At 44.1% G+C, this 22,038-nt stretch carries 24 protein-coding genes and 4 tRNA genes; 23 read left to right on the top strand and 5 right to left on the bottom strand.

Translation table 11 applies throughout. From position 1 onward, the window contains the following. Positions 1 to 110: 110 nt before the first annotated feature. From dksA to proC, 3 genes are all read right to left on the bottom strand, one after another. Positions 111 to 527, bottom strand: coding sequence for an RNA polymerase-binding protein DksA (gene dksA, locus MJ764_RS08085; RefSeq protein ID WP_037407116.1), 417 nt, complete (start codon positions 525 to 527; stop codon positions 111 to 113). Positions 528 to 689: 162 nt separating this feature from the next. Next, positions 690 to 1,253: a YggT family protein gene (locus tag MJ764_RS08080; protein ID WP_239326061.1), complete on the bottom strand. Its 564-nt coding sequence runs from the start codon at positions 1,251 to 1,253 to the stop codon at positions 690 to 692. 8 nt (positions 1,254 to 1,261) lie between these two features. Then, positions 1,262 to 2,056, bottom strand: coding sequence for a pyrroline-5-carboxylate reductase (proC, locus tag MJ764_RS08075; RefSeq protein ID WP_239326060.1), 795 nt, complete (start codon positions 2,054 to 2,056; stop codon positions 1,262 to 1,264). Between the two features lie 353 nt (positions 2,057 to 2,409). On the opposite strand from proC, the gene MJ764_RS08070 reads away from it, so the two are divergent. From MJ764_RS08070 to pdxY, 3 genes are all read left to right on the top strand, one after another. Next, complete coding sequence (locus MJ764_RS08070; protein WP_239326059.1) at positions 2,410 to 2,952, top strand: VWA domain-containing protein; 543 nt, start codon at positions 2,410 to 2,412, stop codon at positions 2,950 to 2,952. A 194-nt stretch (positions 2,953 to 3,146) separates the two neighbouring features. After that, entirely contained in the window at positions 3,147 to 4,064 is a 918-nt protein-coding gene (locus tag MJ764_RS08065; RefSeq protein ID WP_239326058.1) for an endonuclease/exonuclease/phosphatase family protein, read from the top strand. A gap of 415 nt (positions 4,065 to 4,479) precedes the next feature. Further along, positions 4,480 to 5,346, top strand: a complete 867-nt coding sequence (pdxY, locus tag MJ764_RS08060) for a pyridoxal kinase PdxY (RefSeq protein ID WP_239326057.1) — start codon at positions 4,480 to 4,482, stop codon at positions 5,344 to 5,346. A gap of 99 nt (positions 5,347 to 5,445) precedes the next feature. On the opposite strand, the gene MJ764_RS08055 is transcribed toward pdxY, so the two are convergent. Then, positions 5,446 to 6,162: a YggS family pyridoxal phosphate-dependent enzyme gene (locus MJ764_RS08055; protein WP_420853943.1), complete on the bottom strand. Its 717-nt coding sequence runs from the start codon at positions 6,160 to 6,162 to the stop codon at positions 5,446 to 5,448. A 159-nt stretch (positions 6,163 to 6,321) separates the two neighbouring features. Between MJ764_RS08055 and MJ764_RS08050 the strand changes: the two genes are divergently transcribed. The 4 genes from MJ764_RS08050 to ruvC all read left to right on the top strand — a co-directional run bounded on the left by MJ764_RS08050 (position 6,322) and on the right by ruvC (position 10,366). After that, the gene (locus tag MJ764_RS08050) at positions 6,322 to 7,365 is read left to right on the top strand and encodes a type IV pilus twitching motility protein PilT (RefSeq protein WP_239326055.1); all 1,044 of its coding nucleotides are present in this window, start codon (positions 6,322 to 6,324) and stop codon (positions 7,363 to 7,365) included. A 30-nt stretch (positions 7,366 to 7,395) separates the two neighbouring features. Continuing rightward, entirely contained in the window at positions 7,396 to 8,853 is a 1,458-nt protein-coding gene (locus MJ764_RS08045) for a PilT/PilU family type 4a pilus ATPase (RefSeq protein ID WP_239326054.1), read from the top strand. A gap of 130 nt (positions 8,854 to 8,983) precedes the next feature. Continuing rightward, positions 8,984 to 9,688: an N-acetylmuramate alpha-1-phosphate uridylyltransferase MurU gene (gene murU, locus MJ764_RS08040; protein WP_239326053.1), complete on the top strand. Its 705-nt coding sequence runs from the start codon at positions 8,984 to 8,986 to the stop codon at positions 9,686 to 9,688. Positions 9,689 to 9,814: 126 nt separating this feature from the next. After that, the gene (gene ruvC, locus MJ764_RS08035; protein WP_239326052.1) at positions 9,815 to 10,366 is read left to right on the top strand and encodes a crossover junction endodeoxyribonuclease RuvC; all 552 of its coding nucleotides are present in this window, start codon (positions 9,815 to 9,817) and stop codon (positions 10,364 to 10,366) included. Positions 10,367 to 10,494: 128 nt separating this feature from the next. Here the strand turns inward: ruvC and MJ764_RS08030 are convergent, their stop codons facing one another. Continuing rightward, a complete protein-coding gene (locus tag MJ764_RS08030) occupies positions 10,495 to 11,280 on the bottom strand; it encodes a YqjF family protein (protein ID WP_239326051.1) in 786 nt (261 codons plus the stop codon). Between the two features lie 355 nt (positions 11,281 to 11,635). On the opposite strand from MJ764_RS08030, the gene dprA reads away from it, so the two are divergent. The 16 genes from dprA to rplL all read left to right on the top strand — a co-directional run bounded on the left by dprA (position 11,636) and on the right by rplL (position 21,948). Beyond that, positions 11,636 to 12,817, top strand: coding sequence for a DNA-processing protein DprA (dprA, locus tag MJ764_RS08025; protein WP_239326050.1), 1,182 nt, complete (start codon positions 11,636 to 11,638; stop codon positions 12,815 to 12,817). An 11-nt stretch (positions 12,818 to 12,828) separates the two neighbouring features. Next, positions 12,829 to 13,287 (top strand): Smg family protein, encoded by a 459-nt coding sequence (locus tag MJ764_RS08020; RefSeq protein ID WP_239326049.1) that lies wholly within the window; start codon positions 12,829 to 12,831, stop codon positions 13,285 to 13,287. Positions 13,288 to 13,429: 142 nt separating this feature from the next. Further along, a complete protein-coding gene (gene topA / locus MJ764_RS08015) occupies positions 13,430 to 15,724 on the top strand; it encodes a type I DNA topoisomerase (protein WP_239326048.1) in 2,295 nt (764 codons plus the stop codon). A gap of 43 nt (positions 15,725 to 15,767) precedes the next feature. After that, entirely contained in the window at positions 15,768 to 16,367 is a 600-nt protein-coding gene (gene rsmD / locus MJ764_RS08010) for a 16S rRNA (guanine(966)-N(2))-methyltransferase RsmD (protein WP_239326047.1), read from the top strand. A 98-nt stretch (positions 16,368 to 16,465) separates the two neighbouring features. After that, entirely contained in the window at positions 16,466 to 16,720 is a 255-nt protein-coding gene (locus tag MJ764_RS08005; RefSeq protein WP_100090165.1) for a YfhL family 4Fe-4S dicluster ferredoxin, read from the top strand. A 112-nt stretch (positions 16,721 to 16,832) separates the two neighbouring features. Beyond that, positions 16,833 to 16,916: transfer RNA gene (locus tag MJ764_RS08000), tRNA-Tyr, on the top strand. Positions 16,917 to 16,955: 39 nt separating this feature from the next. Beyond that, positions 16,956 to 17,029: transfer RNA gene (locus tag MJ764_RS07995), tRNA-Gly, on the top strand. 22 nt (positions 17,030 to 17,051) lie between these two features. Then, positions 17,052 to 17,126, top strand: a tRNA-Thr gene (locus MJ764_RS07990). Positions 17,127 to 17,164: 38 nt separating this feature from the next. Beyond that, positions 17,165 to 18,355: an elongation factor Tu gene (gene tuf, locus MJ764_RS07985; RefSeq protein ID WP_100090166.1), complete on the top strand. Its 1,191-nt coding sequence runs from the start codon at positions 17,165 to 17,167 to the stop codon at positions 18,353 to 18,355. Positions 18,356 to 18,363: 8 nt separating this feature from the next. Next, positions 18,364 to 18,439, top strand: a tRNA-Trp gene (locus MJ764_RS07980). 62 nt (positions 18,440 to 18,501) lie between these two features. After that, entirely contained in the window at positions 18,502 to 18,954 is a 453-nt protein-coding gene (secE, locus tag MJ764_RS07975) for a preprotein translocase subunit SecE (RefSeq protein WP_239326046.1), read from the top strand. Positions 18,955 to 18,956: 2 nt separating this feature from the next. Beyond that, positions 18,957 to 19,490 carry a transcription termination/antitermination protein NusG gene (gene nusG / locus MJ764_RS07970; RefSeq protein ID WP_025329893.1) on the top strand — a complete coding sequence of 178 codons (534 nt, stop codon included), beginning with the start codon at positions 18,957 to 18,959 and terminating at the stop codon, positions 19,488 to 19,490. Between the two features lie 126 nt (positions 19,491 to 19,616). Then, a complete protein-coding gene (rplK, locus tag MJ764_RS07965) occupies positions 19,617 to 20,048 on the top strand; it encodes a 50S ribosomal protein L11 (RefSeq protein ID WP_239326045.1) in 432 nt (143 codons plus the stop codon). Further along, positions 20,049 to 20,744: a 50S ribosomal protein L1 gene (gene rplA, locus MJ764_RS07960; RefSeq protein WP_100090168.1), complete on the top strand. Its 696-nt coding sequence runs from the start codon at positions 20,049 to 20,051 to the stop codon at positions 20,742 to 20,744. A 274-nt stretch (positions 20,745 to 21,018) separates the two neighbouring features. Then, positions 21,019 to 21,519 (top strand): 50S ribosomal protein L10, encoded by a 501-nt coding sequence (gene rplJ / locus MJ764_RS07955; RefSeq protein WP_100090169.1) that lies wholly within the window; start codon positions 21,019 to 21,021, stop codon positions 21,517 to 21,519. A gap of 54 nt (positions 21,520 to 21,573) precedes the next feature. After that, positions 21,574 to 21,948, top strand: a complete 375-nt coding sequence (rplL, locus tag MJ764_RS07950) for a 50S ribosomal protein L7/L12 (RefSeq protein ID WP_239326044.1) — start codon at positions 21,574 to 21,576, stop codon at positions 21,946 to 21,948. The last annotated feature ends 90 nt before the right edge of the window (positions 21,949 to 22,038 follow it).

Here is a 22,038-nt window from a genome sequence, read left to right as displayed (position 1 = left end):
AGAGATTTACTGGTACGGTAAATGGGCAAGTGAAGTTGGCAATACATTTGTGCTATAAAATAAAAAACGCTTTCCATACAGAAAGCGTCTTAGCTGTGATCTATTTAAAATCAGTCAACAAACTGTTTTTTAATCCGTTCACGCCGCTCTTGTGCTTCAACTGACAGGGTGGCAGTAGGGCGAGCCAGCAGCCGTTTCAGACCGATTGGCTCACCTGTATCCTGACAAAAACCATAATCACCTTCATCTAACTGACGCAGGGAGGCCTGAATCTTGCTCAACAGCTTACGTTCGCGGTCACGGGTACGTAGCTCCAGTGCGTATTCTTCTTCCAGCGTAGCGCGGTCTGCTGGGTCAGGCGTAGTAGCCTGCTCCTGTAAGTGGCCGGCGGTGTTGTTGGCATTATGAATCAGTTCATCCTGAAGTTTCAACAGCAAATCACGGAAGAAAGTTTGATGTTCTTCATTCATATACTCCTCTTCAGGGCCATTCCAGGCTTGGATATCTTGTTCTGTGAGTTTAGCCATTGTACAGTCTTTCTTTTGCGTAGCTCGATTAAGCAATTAGCTCAGGAATTGACAGCTTAATCTGTTTGTAAACACAACAGATGCTGGCTGTCATGCTGTTAAAAAAGTCCGGGCATGATAGCATGTTTTTATATACTATTCGTAATTTTGCATTCGACAACATTATCCGCTAATCAGCCAGTATGAAATTTTGCTGCCCGCCTGTGGCAACCACCATTCCAGACAAAGCCACAACACCAGCAGAATAACTGTCGCAGAAAAATCATATTTTCCGATTCGCAAAAAGGCAAATGGGCGGGTTAGCGGTATATAAATGCGCTGCAAGGTAAGCAGTAATACTGAATAAGGTTTGCTTAAACTTAAAAACATCCGTATTACCAGCCCGATAAACAGGGCATAGCACAGCGCTTTCAGGGAAAACAGAATACAGAATAACAAGCTGGCGGTAATCACACGGGCATCTGGCTGTATCCAAGTAAAGGCAATAAACAGATTGAGTGCTGTAGCCAGATAATAAATGATGATGGTAGCCAGAATACAAGCAACGTCCCAATGTCTCAGTGGCGGCGTGACTCTGCGTAAAGGGCGTATCAGCCAATTGGTACTGTGCACACAAAATTGGGCTAACGGATGCAGAAAAGGTAAATTACCCCACTGTAACAAAAGCCGTGCCCAGCATATGATGGATAGAGCACTGGCTAATAAAAATAATGTTTTACTAATCACACGATACCTTAAGGAGCAAGCTGTTTTTGCATTTCTTCTGCCCGTGCAACACTGGCGGCCACACCATCAACCACTACCTGTGTTAGCTGATGCTGCTCAAAGACTGAAGTAGCCGCAAATGTGGTGCCACCTTTAGAAGTCACATTTTTTTGTAACTGCACAAATTCAATACCGGATTGTTCTGCCAGAGATACCGCACCTTTGAATGTGCCCAAGCTTAACTGGTGTGCTTCTTCTGTGCTGAAACCCTGTTGTATGGCTGCCTGCTGTAGAGCATTGAGAAAATAGAACACATAGGCAGGGCCACTGCCGCTGATACCGGCAATCCGATTAATGCCACTTTCTTCTTCCAGCCATACCACAGCACCAGTGGTACGCATGATATTTTCAGCGACAGCCCTGTCTGCTGCATCTATATCTGCCGGTGCGAATAAACCGGAAATGCCCAGACCAATCTGGCACGGAGTATTGGGCATAATCCGGATGATACGCTGATGATTATCCAGAAATTGGCGCAGAATATCTACAGTTAATCCCGCGGCAATGCTCAGTACCAATGCCCCGTTGAGTATGATACCTGCGGTAGCTTGTTGCATATCCTGTGGTTTAACCGCCAGCACCAAGACATCAGTCGCAGTCAGCTCAGGTAGTTTATCATTGCTGCGTACCTGATAACAGCGACTCAAATGCTCGCGCTTCTCCTGATTACGGTCAATAACTACAATATCATAGCCACCTTGCTTGCTCATGCCGGCGACAATAGCCGACGTCATATTGCCTCCGCCAAAAAAATAAACACTCATATAATTTTCTCTTTGTTATAAAAAAATTGAACAGCTCAACCAATAATACCGCTACCAGTCAAATAAACTAAATCAATATTAATTTTACAATAACTATTAATTGCTGATTACAGACATAAAATATAAATCGTCCCGCAAGCGTATAAAGCCGATATCCGCTTCTGGCATAGATTGATTTAGTTGAAATTTACTGTATTAATCACCTTAACCTTACTGTAAATAACTAAATTTTCTGGATTTTGTGTAAATGGTGTGTTAGTAACGTGCCATATTTTGATTAAAATAAAACCATTCAGGAGATTTATGGTAACGACAAAATCAACAGTCTGCATGACTAGGATTGCCGTATTCTCATGATATTGATAGCTGGTATATTGGGTGCTTGTAACACGCTGCACTCAGAGAGTGAACCACAAAACATAGCGACAGGAAATGCTCAAACTCCAGTTTCAATAGCAGATTATGGTTCCAGAATAGGATTTAAAGGGGATGAAAATTTTGGTGAATTAATGGCTATGAAATTTGGGTATAAGACTGCGCATTGTGTATATAATAATAGCATTCAGCTAAATACTGCACAATATAAAAATTATTCAGATAAGTCGATAAAACAGGTAGTTGCTAAACCAGTTGGTGCTTTCAGTCTGGATAAGGATACTGCCAGCTATACAAATAGCAGACGGTTTATATCTGTGGGTAGAATACCGCACCCAGATGCAGTGCGGGTAGAAGAATTTATTAATTATTTTCCAGATGCTTCGAATGAAAAATTTATACCATTATCCGGTTTCTCATTTGTTGCAACTTATGAATTGACGCTCAGTCCATGGAATGCAGATAAAGTTCTATTAAGAATAAATATTAAAGTAAGAAATATAAATTTAATCAATTGCTAACATCAAATGTGGTGTTTCTGATAGAGACATCCGGTTCGATGTATGGTTCGGACAGATTGAATTTCTTTAAAATAAATTTTGTCTTCTCAATATGGATAATGAAGTGTTAGCATCATTATCATGTAGCCCGAGTGTAATATATTAACTTTCTGCAATAAGAATAAATTATTTCAAATATAACTGAATGTAATTCAATGCATTTACCTATTTCTAAATTGATGAGCGGTTTAAAGAAACGCATGCACATTCTGGCTTGGTTAGCCTTAGTTGCTCTATTTATTGGCCAGTTGGGTTCTATATATTGGATATTTGAACTGTTTTCGCACTTCACCCCGTTTTATGTGCTGTTATTTTTTCTGGTATGTTTTTGTTGTCCAAGTAAAAAACAGCGTTTGGTGTTTGCTATTGTTGCTGTCGCAGGCTGTTATTGGTGTTTAACCCCATGGTTCATTACTCATTCAGCTGATACCACGCAAGCAAAACCTGTACGTTTCTTGAGCTATAACGTGTTGAATATCAATGCGCATATTGATACTGAAAGTAAATGGCTGTTGAGAAATAATAGTGATGTTATTTTTCTGACTGAAACTTCTCTGGCTTGGGGTGCGGCACTTGAGCCTTTGGCAGCAACTACTCAGCATTGTGCTGAGTATAATGATTCTCCCTTTGGTATGGCTCTGTATTCACATCTGCCTTTAAAAAGCTGTGAAGTACGCTATACCGCCGATAACGATATTTATCCCTATATCCGCGCCCAACTGCAAAATGGTCTGGTGGTATATGGTATTCATCCGCCACCGCCGATTACCGCAACTCTGGTAGAGGAGCGCAATAATCAGTTGCAGGCACTGGCTACCTTGATTAAGCAGGAAAAAAATAATGTCATCGTGCTGGGTGATATGAATATCAGTGCTTTTTCACCAGTTTTTCGTGATTTTATTCAGGCAGCTAATATGCATCTGACCAGCCCGCGAGCGCGGCCGACCTGGCTACCAGCTTTGCTGTCGATTGACCATGCACTGGTACGGCAACCAGATAAAATAGTGGCGACAGGGAGCTATAGTTGGCATGGCTCCGACCACAAAGCGATATGGATTAGTTATGTACCATAACATTATACCGACAGGAAAAAAATAAACACCTATCTCGGAATTGGTACATAGTACTATAGCCTCTATCTTTGAATCCTGAACAGGAATTGCTCGACCCGAAAACGATTTCACGAATTATGTCATTAAGCATTATTCAGATTTAACAGTCGCTATAAACACATGGTTTGTAGGGTACGGGTTTTGCTCGTATGTACTTTGTATAAATAACTTATACAGTATCTTATATGCTGCTAAGATAAATATGGATAAATACGTGTGAGAAGCAAGATTCCGGTTTGAGTTGCTGTTATAGGTAATGATTTATCTCGGCCAATATAATCTGCGTATAATCAGCTTTGTTTAGCACGGATGGCTAGTTAGCCAATTATTTTCAAATCTGGCACCCTGATTTACTGGGTTATAAAATGGCATTATTATGAAAAATATACTTTCAATTCAGTCTCATGTGGTTTTTGGCCATGCCGGAAACAGTGCTACAGTGTTTCCTATCCGCCGTTTAGGGGTGAATGTCTGGCCATTAAATACAGTACAGTTCTCCAATCATACCCAATACCGGCAATGGAAAGGTACGGTAATGCCGGCTACGCATTTGCTGGATATTGTTGATGGCATCGCTGCAATAGATGAGCTGAAAAATTGTGATGCAGTACTAAGTGGCTATATGGGTTCAGCCGAGCAGGGCAATGCCATTATTGATATTGTCAGAAAAGTGAAGCAGGCTAATCCGCAAGCTATTTATTTCTCTGATCCGGTTATGGGACATCCGGACAAAGGTTGTATTGTGGCCGGTGGCGTGGCTGAATTTTTGTGTGATATAGCATTGCCACTGAGCGATATGATTGCCCCAAACCTATTTGAACTGGAAGAATTAAACAACAGACAACGCATTCATAATGTTGAAGAAGCTGTTGCTGCCTGTCGTGCTTTATGTAATCAAGGACCGAAGGCAGTGCTGGTGAAACATTTGAGTCGTGCTGGTTATCAGTCTGACCGCTTTGAAATGTTGCTGGTTACTCATGAAGCAGTCTGGCATATTCACCGGCCACTGATCGATTTCGGCGAACGCCAGCCTGTGGGTGTGGGTGATATGACGAGCGGGATTTTTCTGGCGGATTACTTGTCTGGTAAATCGTTGCTTGAATCGTTTGAGCATACTACCGCAGCTGTATACGGTGTGATGCTGGAAACTTTAAAGCGCCAGCAGTATGAGTTGCAGGTGGTCGCTGCACAGGATGAAATTGCTCAGCCAACCCATCAATTTAAAGCTGAAAAAATAGCCTGATCCGCTTGTGTACAATAACCAATAATATTGGTTATTGTAGTTTTATTGCCGGTAAACAATATTTACCGGCATAATACTATCTGATTCTGTTGTTTTTAATTAATTATTTTCTGTTTGTGTGTAGTTGCGCTGGCCAAAAATGGCACTACCTATCCGTACATGGGTCGCACCACAGGCAATAGCAGTATTCAAGTCTGCACTCATTCCCATAGACAGCACATCAACAGCAAATCCGGCTTCACAAAGCTGTTGCAATAAGGTTTGCATCTGGTTAAACTGTTGTCGCAGTTCAATTTCTGTACTGTTGGCTTTAGCCACGCACATCAAACCGCGCAGTTTTAGACGTGGCAAGGTGCTAATGGTGGTAGCCAGTGCCAATAATTCGGCACTGTCTGTGCTAATACCATGTTTATTGGCTTCGGCTGCAATATTGACTTCGATGCAAACATTTAACGGTGCTAAATGTTCTGGGCGCTGTTCATGCAGTCGCCGGGCAATTTTTTCACGGTCAATGGTGTGTACCCATTGTGCCCGTTCTGCCACAATACGGCTTTTATTCGACTGAATATGGCCAATCATGTGCCAGACAATATCCAAATCGGCTAGCAGGCTAGTTTTTTCACTAAATTCCTGTATGTAGTTTTCGCCAAAATCACGCTGGCCGGCCTGATACAGAGTGGTGATATCATTAACAGGGAAGGTTTTACTGACCGCAATTAGTTGTACAGGTTGTGAAGCTGTGGTTTGCTGACGCACACTGGAAATGTCAGCCATCACCTGTTTCCAGTGTTCAATTAGAAAATCTGCATTGTTCATATTGAGTGATATTTTTCAGTTTTTTGGATTTAATCAGGCTGTCTTTGTAAAAATTTTATCGGGATGACAAATATTTTCATTTTAAAGAAACGATAACTTGATTAGAATAAGAATAATATTTAATGCCTGCATGACGTAGGCAAGCATAACGGAGTAAATATGCAGTTAACCGATTTATTGGCCTTCGGCGTTAAAAATAAAGCATCCGACTTGCATCTGAGTGCTGGTCTGCCTCCTATGATACGCGTTAATGGTGATATTCGCCGTATCAATCTGCCTGAACAGAGTGCAGAAGAAGTAGGTAAAATGATTACTTCTATCATGAACGATTATCAGCGCAAGGATTATCAGCAAAATCTGGAAACTGACTTTTCGTTCGAATTGCCCAATGTATCGCGGTTTCGTGTCAATGCTTTTAACACTGAGCGTGGTCCTGCAGCCGTTATGCGTACCATTCCCAGTAAAGTTCTCACGCTTGAGGAACTTAATGCACCAGCAATTTTTCAGAAAATCGCAGAGAAGCCGCGTGGATTGGTGCTGGTAACAGGCCCTACTGGTTCCGGTAAATCAACCACGCTGGCTGCAATGATTGATTACATCAACAATAATGATGCTGGCCATATTCTAACAATTGAAGATCCGATTGAGTTTGTACACCAGAGTAAAAAATCGTTGGTAAACCAGCGTGAATTGCATCAGCATACACTTAGTTTTGCCAATGCCTTGCGTTCTGCTCTGCGTGAAGACCCGGATGTGATTCTGGTAGGGGAAATGCGTGATCCAGAAACCATTGGCTTGGCTTTAACTGCTGCTGAAACTGGCCACCTTGTGTTTGGTACTTTACATACTACAGGTGCGGCCAAAACAATTGACCGTATTGTGGATGTGTTTCCAGCAGGTGAAAAAGAAATGGTTCGTTCCATGCTGTCAGAAAGCTTGCAGGCAGTGATTTCCCAGACTCTGCTGAAAACCAAGGATGGTAAGGGGCGTGTGGCTGCTCATGAAATCATGACCAGTACGCCAGCAATACGTAATCTGATTCGTGAAAATAAAATTGCCCAGATTAATTCTACTTTGCAGACTGGACAGAAGTTCGGGATGCAGACATTGGATCAGAGTTTACAGCAACTGTTGCGCGAAGGTCGCATCAGTATGGAGACTGCCTATGCTAAAGCAGCGAGTCCAGATCAGTTGGTAGGATAATTATCTTTCATTTTTTATTCAGGAAAGCATGTGGCTATGGGTGTGCAGAAAGACTCCGCCAAAGAGTCAGGTTTATCTGATTTACTTGCAGATATGGTTAACCATTATCAACATCCCGTCGCTACCACAGCGACGGTTACCCCGACTTCCAGCGCAGTAGTTACGCCGGTTGTTTCCACCGTTGTATCGGAGCAACCGGTATCGCGGGCTTCACCGGCTAAAGAAAAGACAACAGCACCAGTTGCAGAAAAGATACTTGCTCCTGAAGTCGATAAAACAGTAAAACCCAGAAATATGATGACTAAATCATACACAACAGATGTTAGTACAGGTGCTCCTGCTACTCTGGAGCGGGAAACTATCCATATCCATCCGGTACTGGAAAAAATGGCTGCGGAAGCTGTACGTCTGAATGCCGCAGATATTTTTATCAGCCCGGGCTTTCCTCCGTCCTGGAAAATTGATGGCAAAATCATGCCAGCACCAACCAAGCCTTTAACTGGAGAAGAAACTGCTAAAATTGCCATGTCAACCATGACAGCAGCTCAACGTCAGCGCTTTATGGCAGAACTGGATTTAAATTACACCATAATTGCTAAAAATGGCGTGCGGTTCAGAGTTAATGCCTATCATGAACAGAGTCGGGTTGGCTTAGTGTTGCGCCGGATTACCACCGATATTCCAACTATCCAAAGCCTTTTTCTGCCGAAGGTGCTGGAGGAACTGGTGATGAAAAAACGTGGTCTGATTATTCTGGCCGGGCCTACCGGTAGTGGTAAATCCACCACCATGGCTGCTATGCTGGACTATCGCAATGCCAATTCTGCCGGCCATATTCTGACCATTGAAGATCCGATTGAATACGTCCACAAACCCAAGAAAAGCATTATTACCCATCGTGAAGTGGGTGTAGATACGCTAAGCTGGGACAATGCCATGCAAAGTGCCCTGCGTGAAGCCCCTGATGTTGTCTGTGTGGGCGAGGTGCGCAGTGATGAGAGCATGGCATATGCCTTGAAACTGGCGCAAACCGGTCACCTGTGTTTCTTTACCCTGCATGCCAGTAGTGCCAATCAGGCCATTGAGCGTATTCTGAATTTCTACCCCGAAGAACAGCATAAACAAGTGCAGATGGATCTGGCATTGAATCTGGTATGCATTATTGGCCAGCGTTTGGTCGCGAAAAAAGATGGTAAAGGCCGCCGTGCTGTGGTTGACCTGTTAATCAATACAGCTACGGTTCAGGACTATATCTACAAAGGTGAGTTAATGCAGATAAAAGAATTGATGGCCAAATCAGGTAATGATGGTATGCAAACCTTCGATCAGTGTCTGTTCCAGTTGTATGTTGACGGTATTATTGATTTTGAAGAAGCTTTGCGCCAAGCTGATTCACCTAATAATTTACGCTTGCGGATTAAACTGTATGAGCAGGGTGAAAAGGGTGCCGCAATCTTCAATACAGGAACAGAATTAAACCTGATTTAGGCTGATGTAGGTTCAGTTAATTTGTTTTAATATTATGATTTTATTCAGGCAAAGCAACCAGCTTTGCCTGTTGCATTATAGGCTGCACATCATCCGGCCTGTGAACTGTATTACGGAATAATAAAGCACCATGAAAGCGATGATTCTTGCTGCCGGACGCGGCGAACGTATGCGGCCGCTTACCGATACCACTCCTAAGCCCTTGCTAAGTGTGGGTGGAATACCATTAATCGGCCATCATTTACAGCGCTTACAGTCCGCCGGTTTTCGCGATATTGTGATTAATCATGCGTGGCTGGGACAGCAAATCGAAGCCACTCTGGGCACAGGACATACCTACGGAGTGAATATTCATTATTCAGCTGAAAAAGAAGGTGGTCTGGAAACTGCCGGAGGGATTGCCACTGCCCTAACTTTACTTGGTCGTAAGCCGTTTCTAGTTATTAACGGCGATGTGTTAACCGATATTGATTTTGCACAGGCCTTAAAAATTGGTGAAAGAATACAACAAATGGGTAAGCTGGCGCATTTGTGGTTGGTTGATAATCCGCAACATCACCCAGAAGGCGATTTTAGCCTCACCCAAACAGGGGATGTAACCGAACAACAACCTCATAATCAGACATTAACTTTTAGCGGTGTTGGCGTTTATCATCCAGCCTTATTTAACAGTATCCAGCCACACACACGAGCCAAATTGGCGCCTTTATTGCGTACTGCCATGCAGACAGACCAGGTTAGTGGCGAATATCATGCCGGCTACTGGCTGGATGTGGGAACGGTAGAAAGATTGAATCAAGCCAATCAATGGGTTACTGAAAGTCGTGGCAAATAACTAACAGGTATGACCAATATACGGTAACATTATTTATTCAGCGGGCGGATATTCGTTTTTACAGAATATTTGATTTTCCTGCCGGTGACAATCCTTGTTTTTCCGTGATTAAGCAGTAGTATAAGCATGCAAACACAGCAGTCTGAGCAAACCACTATCCGTATTTTAGGTGTCGATCCCGGAAGTCGTGTTACCGGTTTTGGGGTTATTGATGTCATTGGCCGCCAGCATATCTACGTTGCCTCTGGTTGTATTAAAACTGCTGCGGGCACTACTTTAGCTGAGCGTATTCGGGTGATTGTGCGCAATTTACAAGAAGTTATAGCCACCTATCAACCTACACAAACAGCTATAGAACAGGTATTTGTCAATGTTAATCCGGCAGCCACTCTCGTATTGGGACAGGCGCGGGGTGCGGCAATAGCTGCACTAACACTGGGCGAATTACCGGTATTTGAGTACACTGCCCTGCAAGTAAAGCAGGCAGTGGTGGGGCAGGGTAAAGCGGCCAAAGAACAGGTACAGCATATGGTAGTACAAATGCTGTCCCTGTCTGGTACACCGCAGGCTGATGCTGCGGATGCGCTGGCTGTTGCATTAACTCATGCATTACGCAACTACAGCCTAGCCTCCAGAATTCAGCAGGGGCTAACGATTAAATCCGGCCGCTTCCGTTAAATCCCGTGATCCAGACAACAGCCTGCTATTTTAAGGTGATTAGTCTGCGCATTGAGCAAATTAATCATCCTGCCTGACCATCGTATCGAAAAGACAATAATCAACCTCAATATCTCTGTGTCTTAAACCTATAAGGCAGTAGGTGGCAGATAAATTGTAAATTCATTAATCGGTTGAAGAAGCACACTATACGGATGCTGCTGTTCATCTTCATTAACCAACTTCATTCGGCTTAACAGGCCAAATTGCGCCGATTCAAGTTTGGCTGGTCTCACGTCCAGACGATCATGCCAAACTCGGTAAGTACCCAATTTGCCATTGCGGCGGTAATAGAAACCCGCCAGTGGATGAGTCAGATAGACCAGTGCTGTTTCGCTATCGGGGAACCCCGGAAAATGAAATTCCTGATCAGGTTGCTGGCTTAATTGTACCTGAGCGGGTGCCCAATCTGCCTGTGTATGCATTTCATAGTGCCGGTAGCAGCCAGAATGCTGGTCAAAGTCACAATTAAAACTCATTTTGCCTGGGTGCCACGGTAGCTTCCACACATGGCGCGGTACCATAATAGTCCACGAATCCAGCGTTGTACCTAGAAACCAAACACAACGTTCACCAGTAGTGGTATCAATGATGTAAATCCGGTAATTGGTTTGTCCCATGGTGAAAACAGGAAAAGGATAAACTGCCGAGGTAAAGTCCACATCCATAAATGGCACCACCGATAACAAACCTTTTTCCTGACCATCAATCATGACACTATCTAGCTGGAAACGTGGCGGAAATAATCCGGTAAACTTATGTGCATCAACTGCATAAGTAATAATGGCAAAATGTTTCAACTTACAGTCCACATCAATTCCAGATGGTGCCGGACGTGGATGCAGAAAATCCTTGAATTTAAGTGATGCTAGCATATATGTACCTTTGATTCTTATCCCGAAAGCCTGAACAGCATCAAATCACAGTAGTGTTCACGTGATTAAGTATACATATTAATTTTACAAAAACAAACATAAATTTATACATATTTTCTAAATTAATAATAACTAGCGCAAAAAAATTTTAATTTAAATCTTAAATAAAAAGAAATTTTAAATTTTATTTGAAAAAGAAAATAAAAATAACAAATTAAATTAATAATTTAAATGCATTAAGTCAACATCTATATTTTATATAAATAATATTCGACTATTGTATTTAAATAATCAATTGTTCTATAAGATTACTTTTGTCATAATTAACAAAATATAAAATGTAAAGATAATGTGAATGAATGAGCAAGAGCGCTATGCATGGATTGAGCTGGCATTAACTCCATATATAGGCAGCGAAACATTCCTGCGCCTACTGAACCATTTTGGTTCAGCACAAGCCATACTGTCTGCGAATATTGCTGAAATCAAACCTTTCCTGCTTCGCACGCAGGCCTGCCAGTACTGGCGTAGTGACGAGGCCAGACAGGCAGCAGAAGCCGCCCTGATATGGGAGCAATCCCATGCCAATGCCCGGCTGTTATTGCTGACCGATAACGATTATCCAGCACTGCTGACTGAAGGACTAACACCACCGCCATTATTATTTATCCGTGGTAACAGTCAATGTCTGCACCAGCCTTCGTTGGCCATAGTTGGTAGCCGCCATGCAACACCACAGGCAATGCGCATCGCCCGTGATTTTGCCAAAGCACTAGCACAAAAGGGAATTGGCGTTATATCTGGAATGGCAGATGGTATTGATACTGCAGCCCATCAGGGTGCATTGTTGGGCACGGGGAGTACCATCGCTGTCTGGGGGACGGGAATTGACCGTGTGTATCCGGCACGCAACAAGGCATTGGCTGCGCAGATTGCTGCACATGGCTGCATTATTTCTGAATTTCCGTTAGGTACCCGTTCTCTGGCTGGTAATTTTCCCCGGCGCAATCGCTTGATTGCGGCACTTAGTCAGGGTACGCTAGTAATAGAAGCAGCAACCAAATCGGGCTCATTAATTACCGCACGTCTGGCAGGTGAAATGGGGCGGGAAGTTATGGCGATACCGGGATCGATTGATAATCCTTTAAGTAAAGGCTGTCACGCACTGATTAAACAGGGAGCCAGACTAGTAGAAAACTTGGAGGATATTCTGCAGGAATGTCCTCTGCTCTTGCAAAAATCGCATTTGCAATCATATAGCAGCCAATCTAACCAACAAGTGCCCCCAATCAGTACGCCACCCTCAAACATTGGTAATCCTGAAGATTTATCCTTGACCAGTGCGCCAGTGTCTGCACTCAATCCAATGGAACAGCAGATTCTGGCCGGACTGGGTTACAGTGTAGTTCACCCAGACACACTGGTTACAACACTTGGCATAGCTGCTACAGATGTGTATGCTCATCTTGTGACACTGGAACTTGGTGGCTGGATTACTGCCCTGCCGGGCGGTTGTTATCAACGCATTAAATCTTGAAAGGAAAGCAAGTGATTGATGTAATAGCGTTTTTGATTGAGCACTTTCAAGACGTTGATGCATTCCCTCCGCGTAAAGATCTGGGTGCACTGCTGGAAGAAGTAGGTTTCAATGATGAAGAGATTGGTGACGCATTGTCCTGTCTGGATTATTTGCGTTTTGAACCACTGATTCCGGCAGAAATATTACGCAGCAGTACAGGGACACGCATTTACAACAAGGAAGAACTGGATGCACTGCCACTGGATGTGCGTGGTCTGATACATTTTCTGGAGCAGAATGGTGCACTGAAGCCAGAGCAGCGCGAATTTGTACTCAACGCCCTGATGAACTTACCCTATGAAGACATTACGGTAGACCATGCCAAAGTGTTAGCTTTGTTGGTATTATGGGCACATCGGTCAGAATTGCCGGTACTAATCGGTGATGAATTAATGGCTGCACTCAATGGTGAGGCCATAATGCAGTAAAATTACTGATTGCGATACAGTACTTGAAAGCTTTCAGTCAGTACGTCTGAAAGCTTTTTGCTTTGTCCAAGCGTATTTATTAGAATAAACCAAACTACCAACATATCACAAATACTTAAATTACGAATGTGAGCCTGAACGAATGGCAAAAAACCTGTTGATTGTTGAATCTCCATCTAAAGCCAAGACGCTGAAAAAATACTTAGGCAGCGATTTTGAAATTTTAGCTTCCTATGGCCATGTGCGCGATCTGGTGCCCAAAAGCGGTGCCGTGGATCCGGAAAATGACTTTGCCATGAAATACCAGCTCGTCAGCCGCAATGCCAAGCATCTGGATGCCATTGTTGCCGCAGCCAAAGAGGCAGATACACTGTATCTGGCTACCGACCCAGATAGGGAAGGTGAAGCTATTTCGTGGCATTTACAAGAAATACTCAAATCCAAGCGTGGGCTGAAAAACCTGCATCCAAAGCGGGTAGTATTCCATGAAGTAACCAAAAAAGCCGTGCTGGAAGCAGTTGCCCATCCGCGTGAACTGTCGCAGACACTGGTAGATGCGCAACAGACACGGCGGGCACTGGATTATCTGGTTGGTTTTAATCTGTCGCCACTATTATGGAAAAAAATTCGCCGTGGTTTATCTGCTGGCAGAGTACAAAGTCCGGCATTGCGCATGATTTGTGAGCGTGAGCAGGAAATCCGCGAATTTACTGCTCAAGAATACTGGACTGTACATCTAGACAGCCATAAGGCGCGTACCAAATTTACTGCCAAATTAACTCACTGGCAGGGGCAGAAACTGGAGCAGTTTGATATTCCGGATGAAGCACAGCAACATGAAATTGTAAACGCACTGGCCGGACAGCAGGCACATGTATCCAAAGTGGAAAAGAAAAAGCGTAGCCGTAACCCAGCTGCTCCTTTTACCACTTCAACCATGCAACAGGAAGCAGTACGCAAACTGAGCATGACTACAGACCGTACCATGCGTACCGCCCAGCAATTGTATGAAGGTGTAGATGTTGGACAAGGCGCAGTGGGGCTGATTACCTACATGCGTACCGACTCAGTTAGCCTGTCCGACGATGCCGTAGTTGAAATACGTCATTATATTGACAACAAAATTGGCAGCGAATATCTGCCAGCTGCACCGAAGATTTACAAAACCAAATCCAAAAATGCACAGGAAGCGCACGAAGCTATTCGTCCAACCTCAGTCTATCGTACGCCAGAAGCAGTAAAACCTTTCCTGACTGCTGACCAGTTTCGCCTGTATCAGATGATCTGGCAGCGTGCTGTGGCCTGCCAAATGGCGCCTGCCCGTTTTGATACTACTAGTGTCGATATTGTCGTTGGGAAAGGTATCTTCCGCGTAACCGGTCAGGTACAAACTTTTGCTGGTTTTCTCAGCGTATACGAAGAAGGTGTCGACGACAGCGAAGATGAAGAAAATGCCAAAAAACTGCCAGAGCTGCATGAGGGTGACAACCTGCCAGTAGACAGAATTTTTGGCGAACAACATTTTACCCAGCCACCACCACGTTACTCCGAAGCCAGTCTGGTTAAGGCTCTGGAAGAGTATGGTATTGGCCGGCCATCGACCTACGCCAGTATTATTTCCACACTGAAAGAACGTGAATACGTTACTCTGGAGCAGAAGCGTTTCCTGCCTACTGATACCGGTGAAGTAGTCAACAAATTCCTGACTGAGCATTTCGGCCAGTATGTTGATTACAATTTTACTGCCAGACTGGAAAACCAGCTAGATGACATTGCCGGCGGTAAACGGGAATGGAAGCCAGTAATGCAACAATTCTGGAAAGGCTTTGATAAAGAAATTAAGGCCAAGGAAGATATTCCGCGTGCAGAGCTAACCGCCGAGAATCTGGATGAAATCTGCCCCAAATGTGGTGCGCACCAATTACAGATTAAATTTGGTAAACGGGGTCGTTTTATAGCATGTAGCGGCTACCCAGACTGCGACTATACCCGTAACGTTAATGAAACTGCTGAAGAAGCAGCCAAGGCGGCAGAAGAACCTACCGTAGTAGAAGGGCGTAACTGTCCGAAGTGCGAAGGACAGCTAGTTTACAAACGCGGACGTTATGGCAAATTTATTGGTTGTGCCAATTATCCCAAATGTAAATATATTGAACCACTGGAAAAACCCAAAGACACCGGCATTGAATGTCCGAAATGCCATAAAGGTAGCCTCATTGAGCGTAAAAGCCGCTATGGAAAGCTATTTTATAGCTGTAACACCTATCCAGATTGCGACTATGCAGTGTGGAATCCACCAATTAATGAGTCCTGTCCGCAATGTAACTGGCCAATATTGACCATCAAAACCACCAAGCGACGCGGCACCGAAAAAGTGTGCCCGCAAAAAGAATGTGGTTATACGGAACAAATTGAACCGCCTGCACCAAAAGAATAAAACAAGGCACCTCAAAGTAATTGAAACTACCGAGACTTTCAGAATGCCTGAAAGTCTTTTTTTATCGGAGTTAACTCACGTGGCAAAACTACAGCAACAGCATCGTAATCAGGTACGCATCATTGGTGGCACGCACCGGGGGCGTAAATTAACCTTTCCGGCTGCTGATGGCCTGCGCCCGACTGCCGATAGTGTGCGTGAACGTCTGTTTAACTGGCTAGGGCAGGATTTAGCCGGCATGGCAGTACTGGATCTTTTTGCCGGTAGCGGAGTGATGGGGCTGGAGGCTGCTTCAAGAAGAGCCAGAACAGTTACCCTGATAGAAAAAAATCGTCAGGTGGCAACAGCAATAAAAAACAATCTGCAACAATTGAATTTTAGCCAGGTAGAGCTCATCTGTACTGATGCACAGAGTTTTCTCGCGAATAACCGCCAGCATTATGACGTAGTGTTTCTTGATCCGCCTTATGTCTGGCAGCAATGGCATGAGCTATTAGACGCCATTGTCCCGCATCTGCAGCCACAGGCACGCGTCTATCTGGAAAGCAGTACATTACCCACATTACCATCTGGCTGGCAGCCGCTGCGAGAGGGCAAGTCAGGTATAAGCCGTTTTGAATTATTAACTTACTGCAACGAATAGATAGCATAAACAGATAGCCGCTAACCGGGATAGAGGCAAAATAATGCTATAATCCGCGCCCAATGGTTTTGAGTTAAATTTAACGATAAAGGAAAAACATGTCACTCTTGATAACAGATGAGTGCATTAACTGCGATGTGTGCGAGCCTGAGTGCCCAAACAACGCTATTTATCAGGGTGATGAGATTTATGAAATTACCCCGGAGCGTTGTACCCAGTGCGTTGGACATTATGATGAACCACAATGCCAGCAGGTTTGCCCCGTAGACTGCATCATCATTGACGAAGAACACCCAGAAAGCGAAGCAGAGCTGGAAGCGAAATATCAGCAGTTAATGGCAGAAAAGGAGTAAATTTATTCCGGCTGAAATGCATTTGAAACAGTTAATTATTATTTTGGGCAAAAAAAATTGCTCAATAGACTTGACGAAGATGCAAATGAACATTATCATGCCGTTCTCTTTTGGAGGGATTCCCGAGCGGCCAAAGGGGGCAGACTGTAAATCTGTTGCGAAAGCTTCGAAGGTTCGAATCCTTCTCCCTCCACCAAAATTCCAGTCTTACTTGGAGTAGTTTTTGAGTAAGTATGCGGGTGTAGCTCAATGGTAGAGCAGAAGCCTTCCAAGCTTACGGTGAGGGTTCGATTCCCTTCACCCGCTCCAGATAAGTAAATACCTGCCGTATGCCCATGTAGCTCAGGGGTAGAGCACTCCCTTGGTAAGGGAGAGGCCGACAGTTCAATTCTGTCCATGGGCACCACCTGAATTAAACTAATCATCTTTAGATAGGAAGTAGCCATGGCTAAAGAAAAATTCGAGCGGAGCAAACCGCACGTAAACGTTGGCACCATCGGTCACGTTGACCATGGTAAAACCACACTGACTGCTGCAATTTGTACCATTCTGTCCAAAAAATTTGGTGGTGCAGCGAAAGCCTACGATCAGATTGACAATGCCCCGGAAGAAAAAGCCCGTGGTATTACCATTAATACTTCACACGTAGAATACGAAACCGCAGAGCGTCACTATGCACACGTTGACTGCCCGGGACACGCTGACTACGTAAAAAACATGATTACCGGTGCTGCACAGATGGACGGCGCCATTCTGGTGGTTTCTGCTGCTGACGGCCCAATGCCACAAACTCGTGAGCACATTCTGCTGGCTCGTCAGGTAGGCGTACCTTACATCATCGTTTACATGAACAAATGCGACATGGTAGACGACGAAGAGTTGCTGGAACTGGTAGAAATGGAAATCCGTGATCTGCTGTCTAGCTACGAATTCCCGGGTGATGACATTCCATTGATTAAAGGTTCTGCACTGAAAGCACTGGAAGGTGATACTTCTGACATCGGTGAAGCTTCAATCATGGCTTTGGCCGATGCATTAGACAGCTACATTCCTACTCCGGAACGTGCAGTAGACAAACCATTCCTGTTGCCGATTGAAGACGTATTCTCAATTTCAGGCCGTGGTACTGTGGTTACTGGCCGTGTAGAACGTGGTGTAATCAATGTAGGCGACGAAATTGAAATCGTAGGTCTGAAAGAGACCCAAAAAACCACTTGTACCGGTGTGGAAATGTTCCGCAAATTGCTGGATCAAGGTCAGGCAGGTGACAACGTAGGTGTATTGTTGCGTGGTACCAAACGTGAAGAAGTAGAACGTGGTCAGGTATTGGCAAAACCGGGCAGCATCACTCCGCACACCAAATTCAAAGCAGAAGTTTACGTATTGAGCAAAGAAGAGGGTGGTCGTCATACTCCATTCTTCGCAAACTACCGCCCACAATTCTATTTCCGTACTACTGACGTAACAGGAGCAGTAAGTCTGGCAGAAGGCGTGGAAATGGTAATGCCAGGTGAAAACGTAACCATCGATGTAGAATTGATTCACCCGATTGCGATGGAAGAAGGCTTGCGCTTTGCGATTCGTGAAGGTGGCCGTACAGTTGGTGCCGGTGTGGTTGCTAAAGTTATCGCTTAAAGTTTTGTAGGCCAGTAGCTCAATTGGTAGAGTATCGGTCTCCAAAACCGAGGGTTGGGGGTTCGAGACCCTCCTGGCCTGCCAAAAATCAGACTAATCGGCCATAGGTCGGTTAGTCTTTTTTGTATTAATTAAAAGGTGGTTATATGGACAACAAAACATCGAAAGATGTGGGAACCAAAACCAAAGCGCAATTAAAAGCTGAAGCCAAACAACAACAGCAATTGGAAATCAAACGCAACAAGCGTTTTGATTTTCTCAAATATATCTTATCAGCCATCCTAATTGCCGCTGGTATCATGGCATTCTATGCTTTGGATGCGCAATTACCACTTTACATCCGTTATCTGTTCCCATTAGTAGGAGTAGTGGCGGCCATCATAATCGTATTTTTCTGGAGTGCCGGCGGGCGTGAGCTGACTGCCTATGTACGTGACAGTGTGTCGGAAGCCAGAAAAGTAGTATGGCCCGAGCGCAATGAAACATTGCGCATGACCTTGTTTGTACTGATGTTTGTAGCTGTCTTGTCGATATTTATTTGGGGTGTTGACAGCCTAATTTCATGGTTGTTATTCGACATCTTTATGAAGAGGAGTTAATCATGGCAAAACAGTGGTATGTAGTACACGCTTATTCCGGTTTTGAGAAAAATGTCCAGAAAACCTTGAAAGAGCGCATTGAGCGCGAAGGAATGGGGGAGTATTTTGGTCAGATATTGGTACCGGTTGAAGAAGTGGTGGATATAAAAAATGGTCGCCGCAGCATTACCGAACGCAAATTTTTTCCGGGCTATGTACTGGTAGAAATGGACATGACTGATGCTTCATGGCATTTGGTAAAAAATACTCCACGTGTAACCGGATTTATTGGTGGAACAGCCAATAAACCATTACCTATTTCTGCCCGTGAAGTAGATGCTATCTTGCATCAGGTGCAAAGCGGTGTAGAAAAGCCAAAACCAAAAGTGCTATTTGATGTTGGCCAGCAAGTACGTGTCAATGAGGGGCCATTCAAAGACTTTAACGGCGTTGTCGAAGAAGTCAATTACGAACGTAACAAATTGCGCGTTGCAGTACAGATATTTGGTCGTGAAACACCAGTGGAGCTGGAATTTTCTCAAGTAGAGAAAATTTAACAGCAAGAATACAACACAACTTAACCTGTGCTTGTAAGGAAAAGAAATTTTCTTTATAATCACGGGTCTTGCTTTTGGGAAGCAGCATATGCTGCGTCATACCCGTTTATTTGGAGTCTAAATCAAGTGGCAAAAAAAATTGTAGGCTACATCAAACTGCAGATTCCTGCAGGTAAAGCTAATCCATCTCCTCCGGTAGGCCCAGCTTTGGGTCAACGCGGTTTGAATATCATGGAATTCTGTAAAGCATTCAATGCTGCTACACAAAGTGTAGAGCCTGGCTTACCGGTTCCGGTAGTGATTACTGCATTTGCAGATAAATCATTTACCTTTGTGATGAAAACTCCGCCAGCTTCTATTTTGCTGAAAAAAGCAGCTGGTTTGCAAAAGGGTAGCTCTAACCCGCTGACACAAAAAGTGGGTAAAGTGACCCGTGCACAACTGGAAGAAATTGCCAAGGCTAAAGAGCCTGATTTAACTGCTGCGGATTTGGATGCAGCTGTGCGCACCATCGCTGGTAGTGCCCGTTCAATGGGTTTAGATGTGGAGGGTGTGTAAATGGCAAAACTTTCTAAACGTATGCAGGCTATTCGTGCTGCTGTAGAAACCAATAAATTGTATACTATTGATGAAGCATTGAATCTGGTAAAAGCAAATGCTACAGCCAAATTTGATGAATCTATTGATGTGTCTTTTAATTTGGGTGTGGATGCACGTAAATCTGATCAGGTAATTCGTGGTTCAGTAGTACTGCCTAAAGGTACAGGTAAAACTGTGCGCGTGGCAGTATTTACTCAGGGTGCCAATGCCGAAGCTGCCAAAGCCGCCGGTGCAGACGTGGTTGGTTTTGATGATCTGGCTGCCGAAGTTAAAGCAGGCAATCTGAACTTCGACGTGGTTATTGCTTCTCCTGATGCCATGCGCGTGGTTGGTCAATTGGGTACCATTCTGGGTCCGCGTGGCCTGATGCCAAACCCTAAGGTAGGTACTGTAACGCCTAATGTTGCGGAAGCTGTAAAAAATGCCAAGGCTGGTCAGGTACAGTATCGTACTGATAAAGCTGGTATTGTGCATGCAACTATTGGCCGTGCTTCTTTTGAAGCTGCTGATCTACGTGAAAACTTCAATGCTCTTCTGGATGCAATTGTTAAAGCCAAACCTGCTGCTGCAAAAGGTCAATACCTGCGTAAAATTGCAGTATCCAGCACCATGGGTGCAGGCTTGCGTATTGACAGTGCCTCTGTAAATAGCTAAGAAACATATTAATATTGGCAGTCTGTTTTATTTCAGGCTGCCATCAAAATTCATATAAATGTGTCACATTTATATGTCGGGCTACTTAGAAATAAGTAGATGTCCAAGACCGTAGGGAATCTGTGCTGGTAATGCAGATTTTAAAAATTACCCTACGCAGACGGTAGTCCCAGATAATCTTGTGTAAGCTCTGCTTATGGATGTCTTTTTGGGTTGCCGCGCTGGGTGGAGTAATACTTGTATTGCTCTGTTTAAAAACAGTGGGAGGTAGACCTTGAGTCTCAATATTGAAACCAAGCAAGCAGCCGTAGCCGAAATTGCAGCAGCCATCGCTAATGCACAAACTATGGTTATTGCCGAGTATCGTGGTATCAGTGTTGCTAGCATGACCGAACTGCGTGCCAATGCTCGTAAGGCAGGTGTATACCTGCATGTGTTGAAAAACACATTAGCCCGTCGCGCTGTTGAAGGTACTTCATTCGCAGGCCTGGCTGACCAGATGGTTGGTCCTTTGGTGTATGCGGTATCTGAAGACCCGGTTGCTGCTGCAAAAGTACTGCACCAGTTCTCGAAAAAAGATGAAAAAATCGTACTGAAAGCAGGCTCATATAATGGTGAGTTGCTTGATGTTGCTCAGGTTACAGAACTTGCTTCTATTCCGAGCCGCGACGAATTGCTGGCTAAATTGCTGGGTATTATGCAAGCACCTGTTTCTGGCTTTGCCCGTGCACTTGCTGCTCTGGCTGAGAAAAAAGCTGGCGAAGAAGCTGCATAATTTTCATCCCCTATATATTTAAATTTTCATTCTCAATTATTGGAGTTTAATAGCATGGCTATTACTAAAGAAGACATCTTGGAAGCAGTTGGTAACCTGACCGTTATGGAATTGAACGACCTGGTTAAAGCTTTTGAAGAAAAATTTGGTGTTTCCGCAGCTGCTCTGGCTGTTGCTAATGGTGGTACTAATGGTGGTGGTGCTGCTGCTGAAGAAAAAACTGAGTTTGATGTAGTATTGACTTCTGCCGGTGCACAGAAAGTTGGCGTGATTAAAGTTGTTCGTGCTATCACTGGTCTAGGTCTGAAAGAAGCTAAAGATCTGGTTGACGGTGCTCCTAAAACCCTTAAAGAAGGTGTTTCTCAGGCTGAAGCTGACGACATCAAAAAACAACTGGAAGAAGCCGGCGCTTCTGTCGAAATCAAGTAATTTCAGTTGTGTTTTACAGGCTGGTAGCTTAGGCTACCAGCCTGCTTTCGCTTGTCTACCCTAAGCGAAGTTTTATAAATATTTACAAAA

This window comes from Snodgrassella gandavensis (assembly GCF_914768025.1).
Classification (GTDB): domain Bacteria; phylum Pseudomonadota; class Gammaproteobacteria; order Burkholderiales; family Neisseriaceae; genus Snodgrassella; species Snodgrassella gandavensis.
Note: the sequence above shows the minus strand (reverse complement) of the source record. Positions and strands in the feature narration are given on the sequence as shown.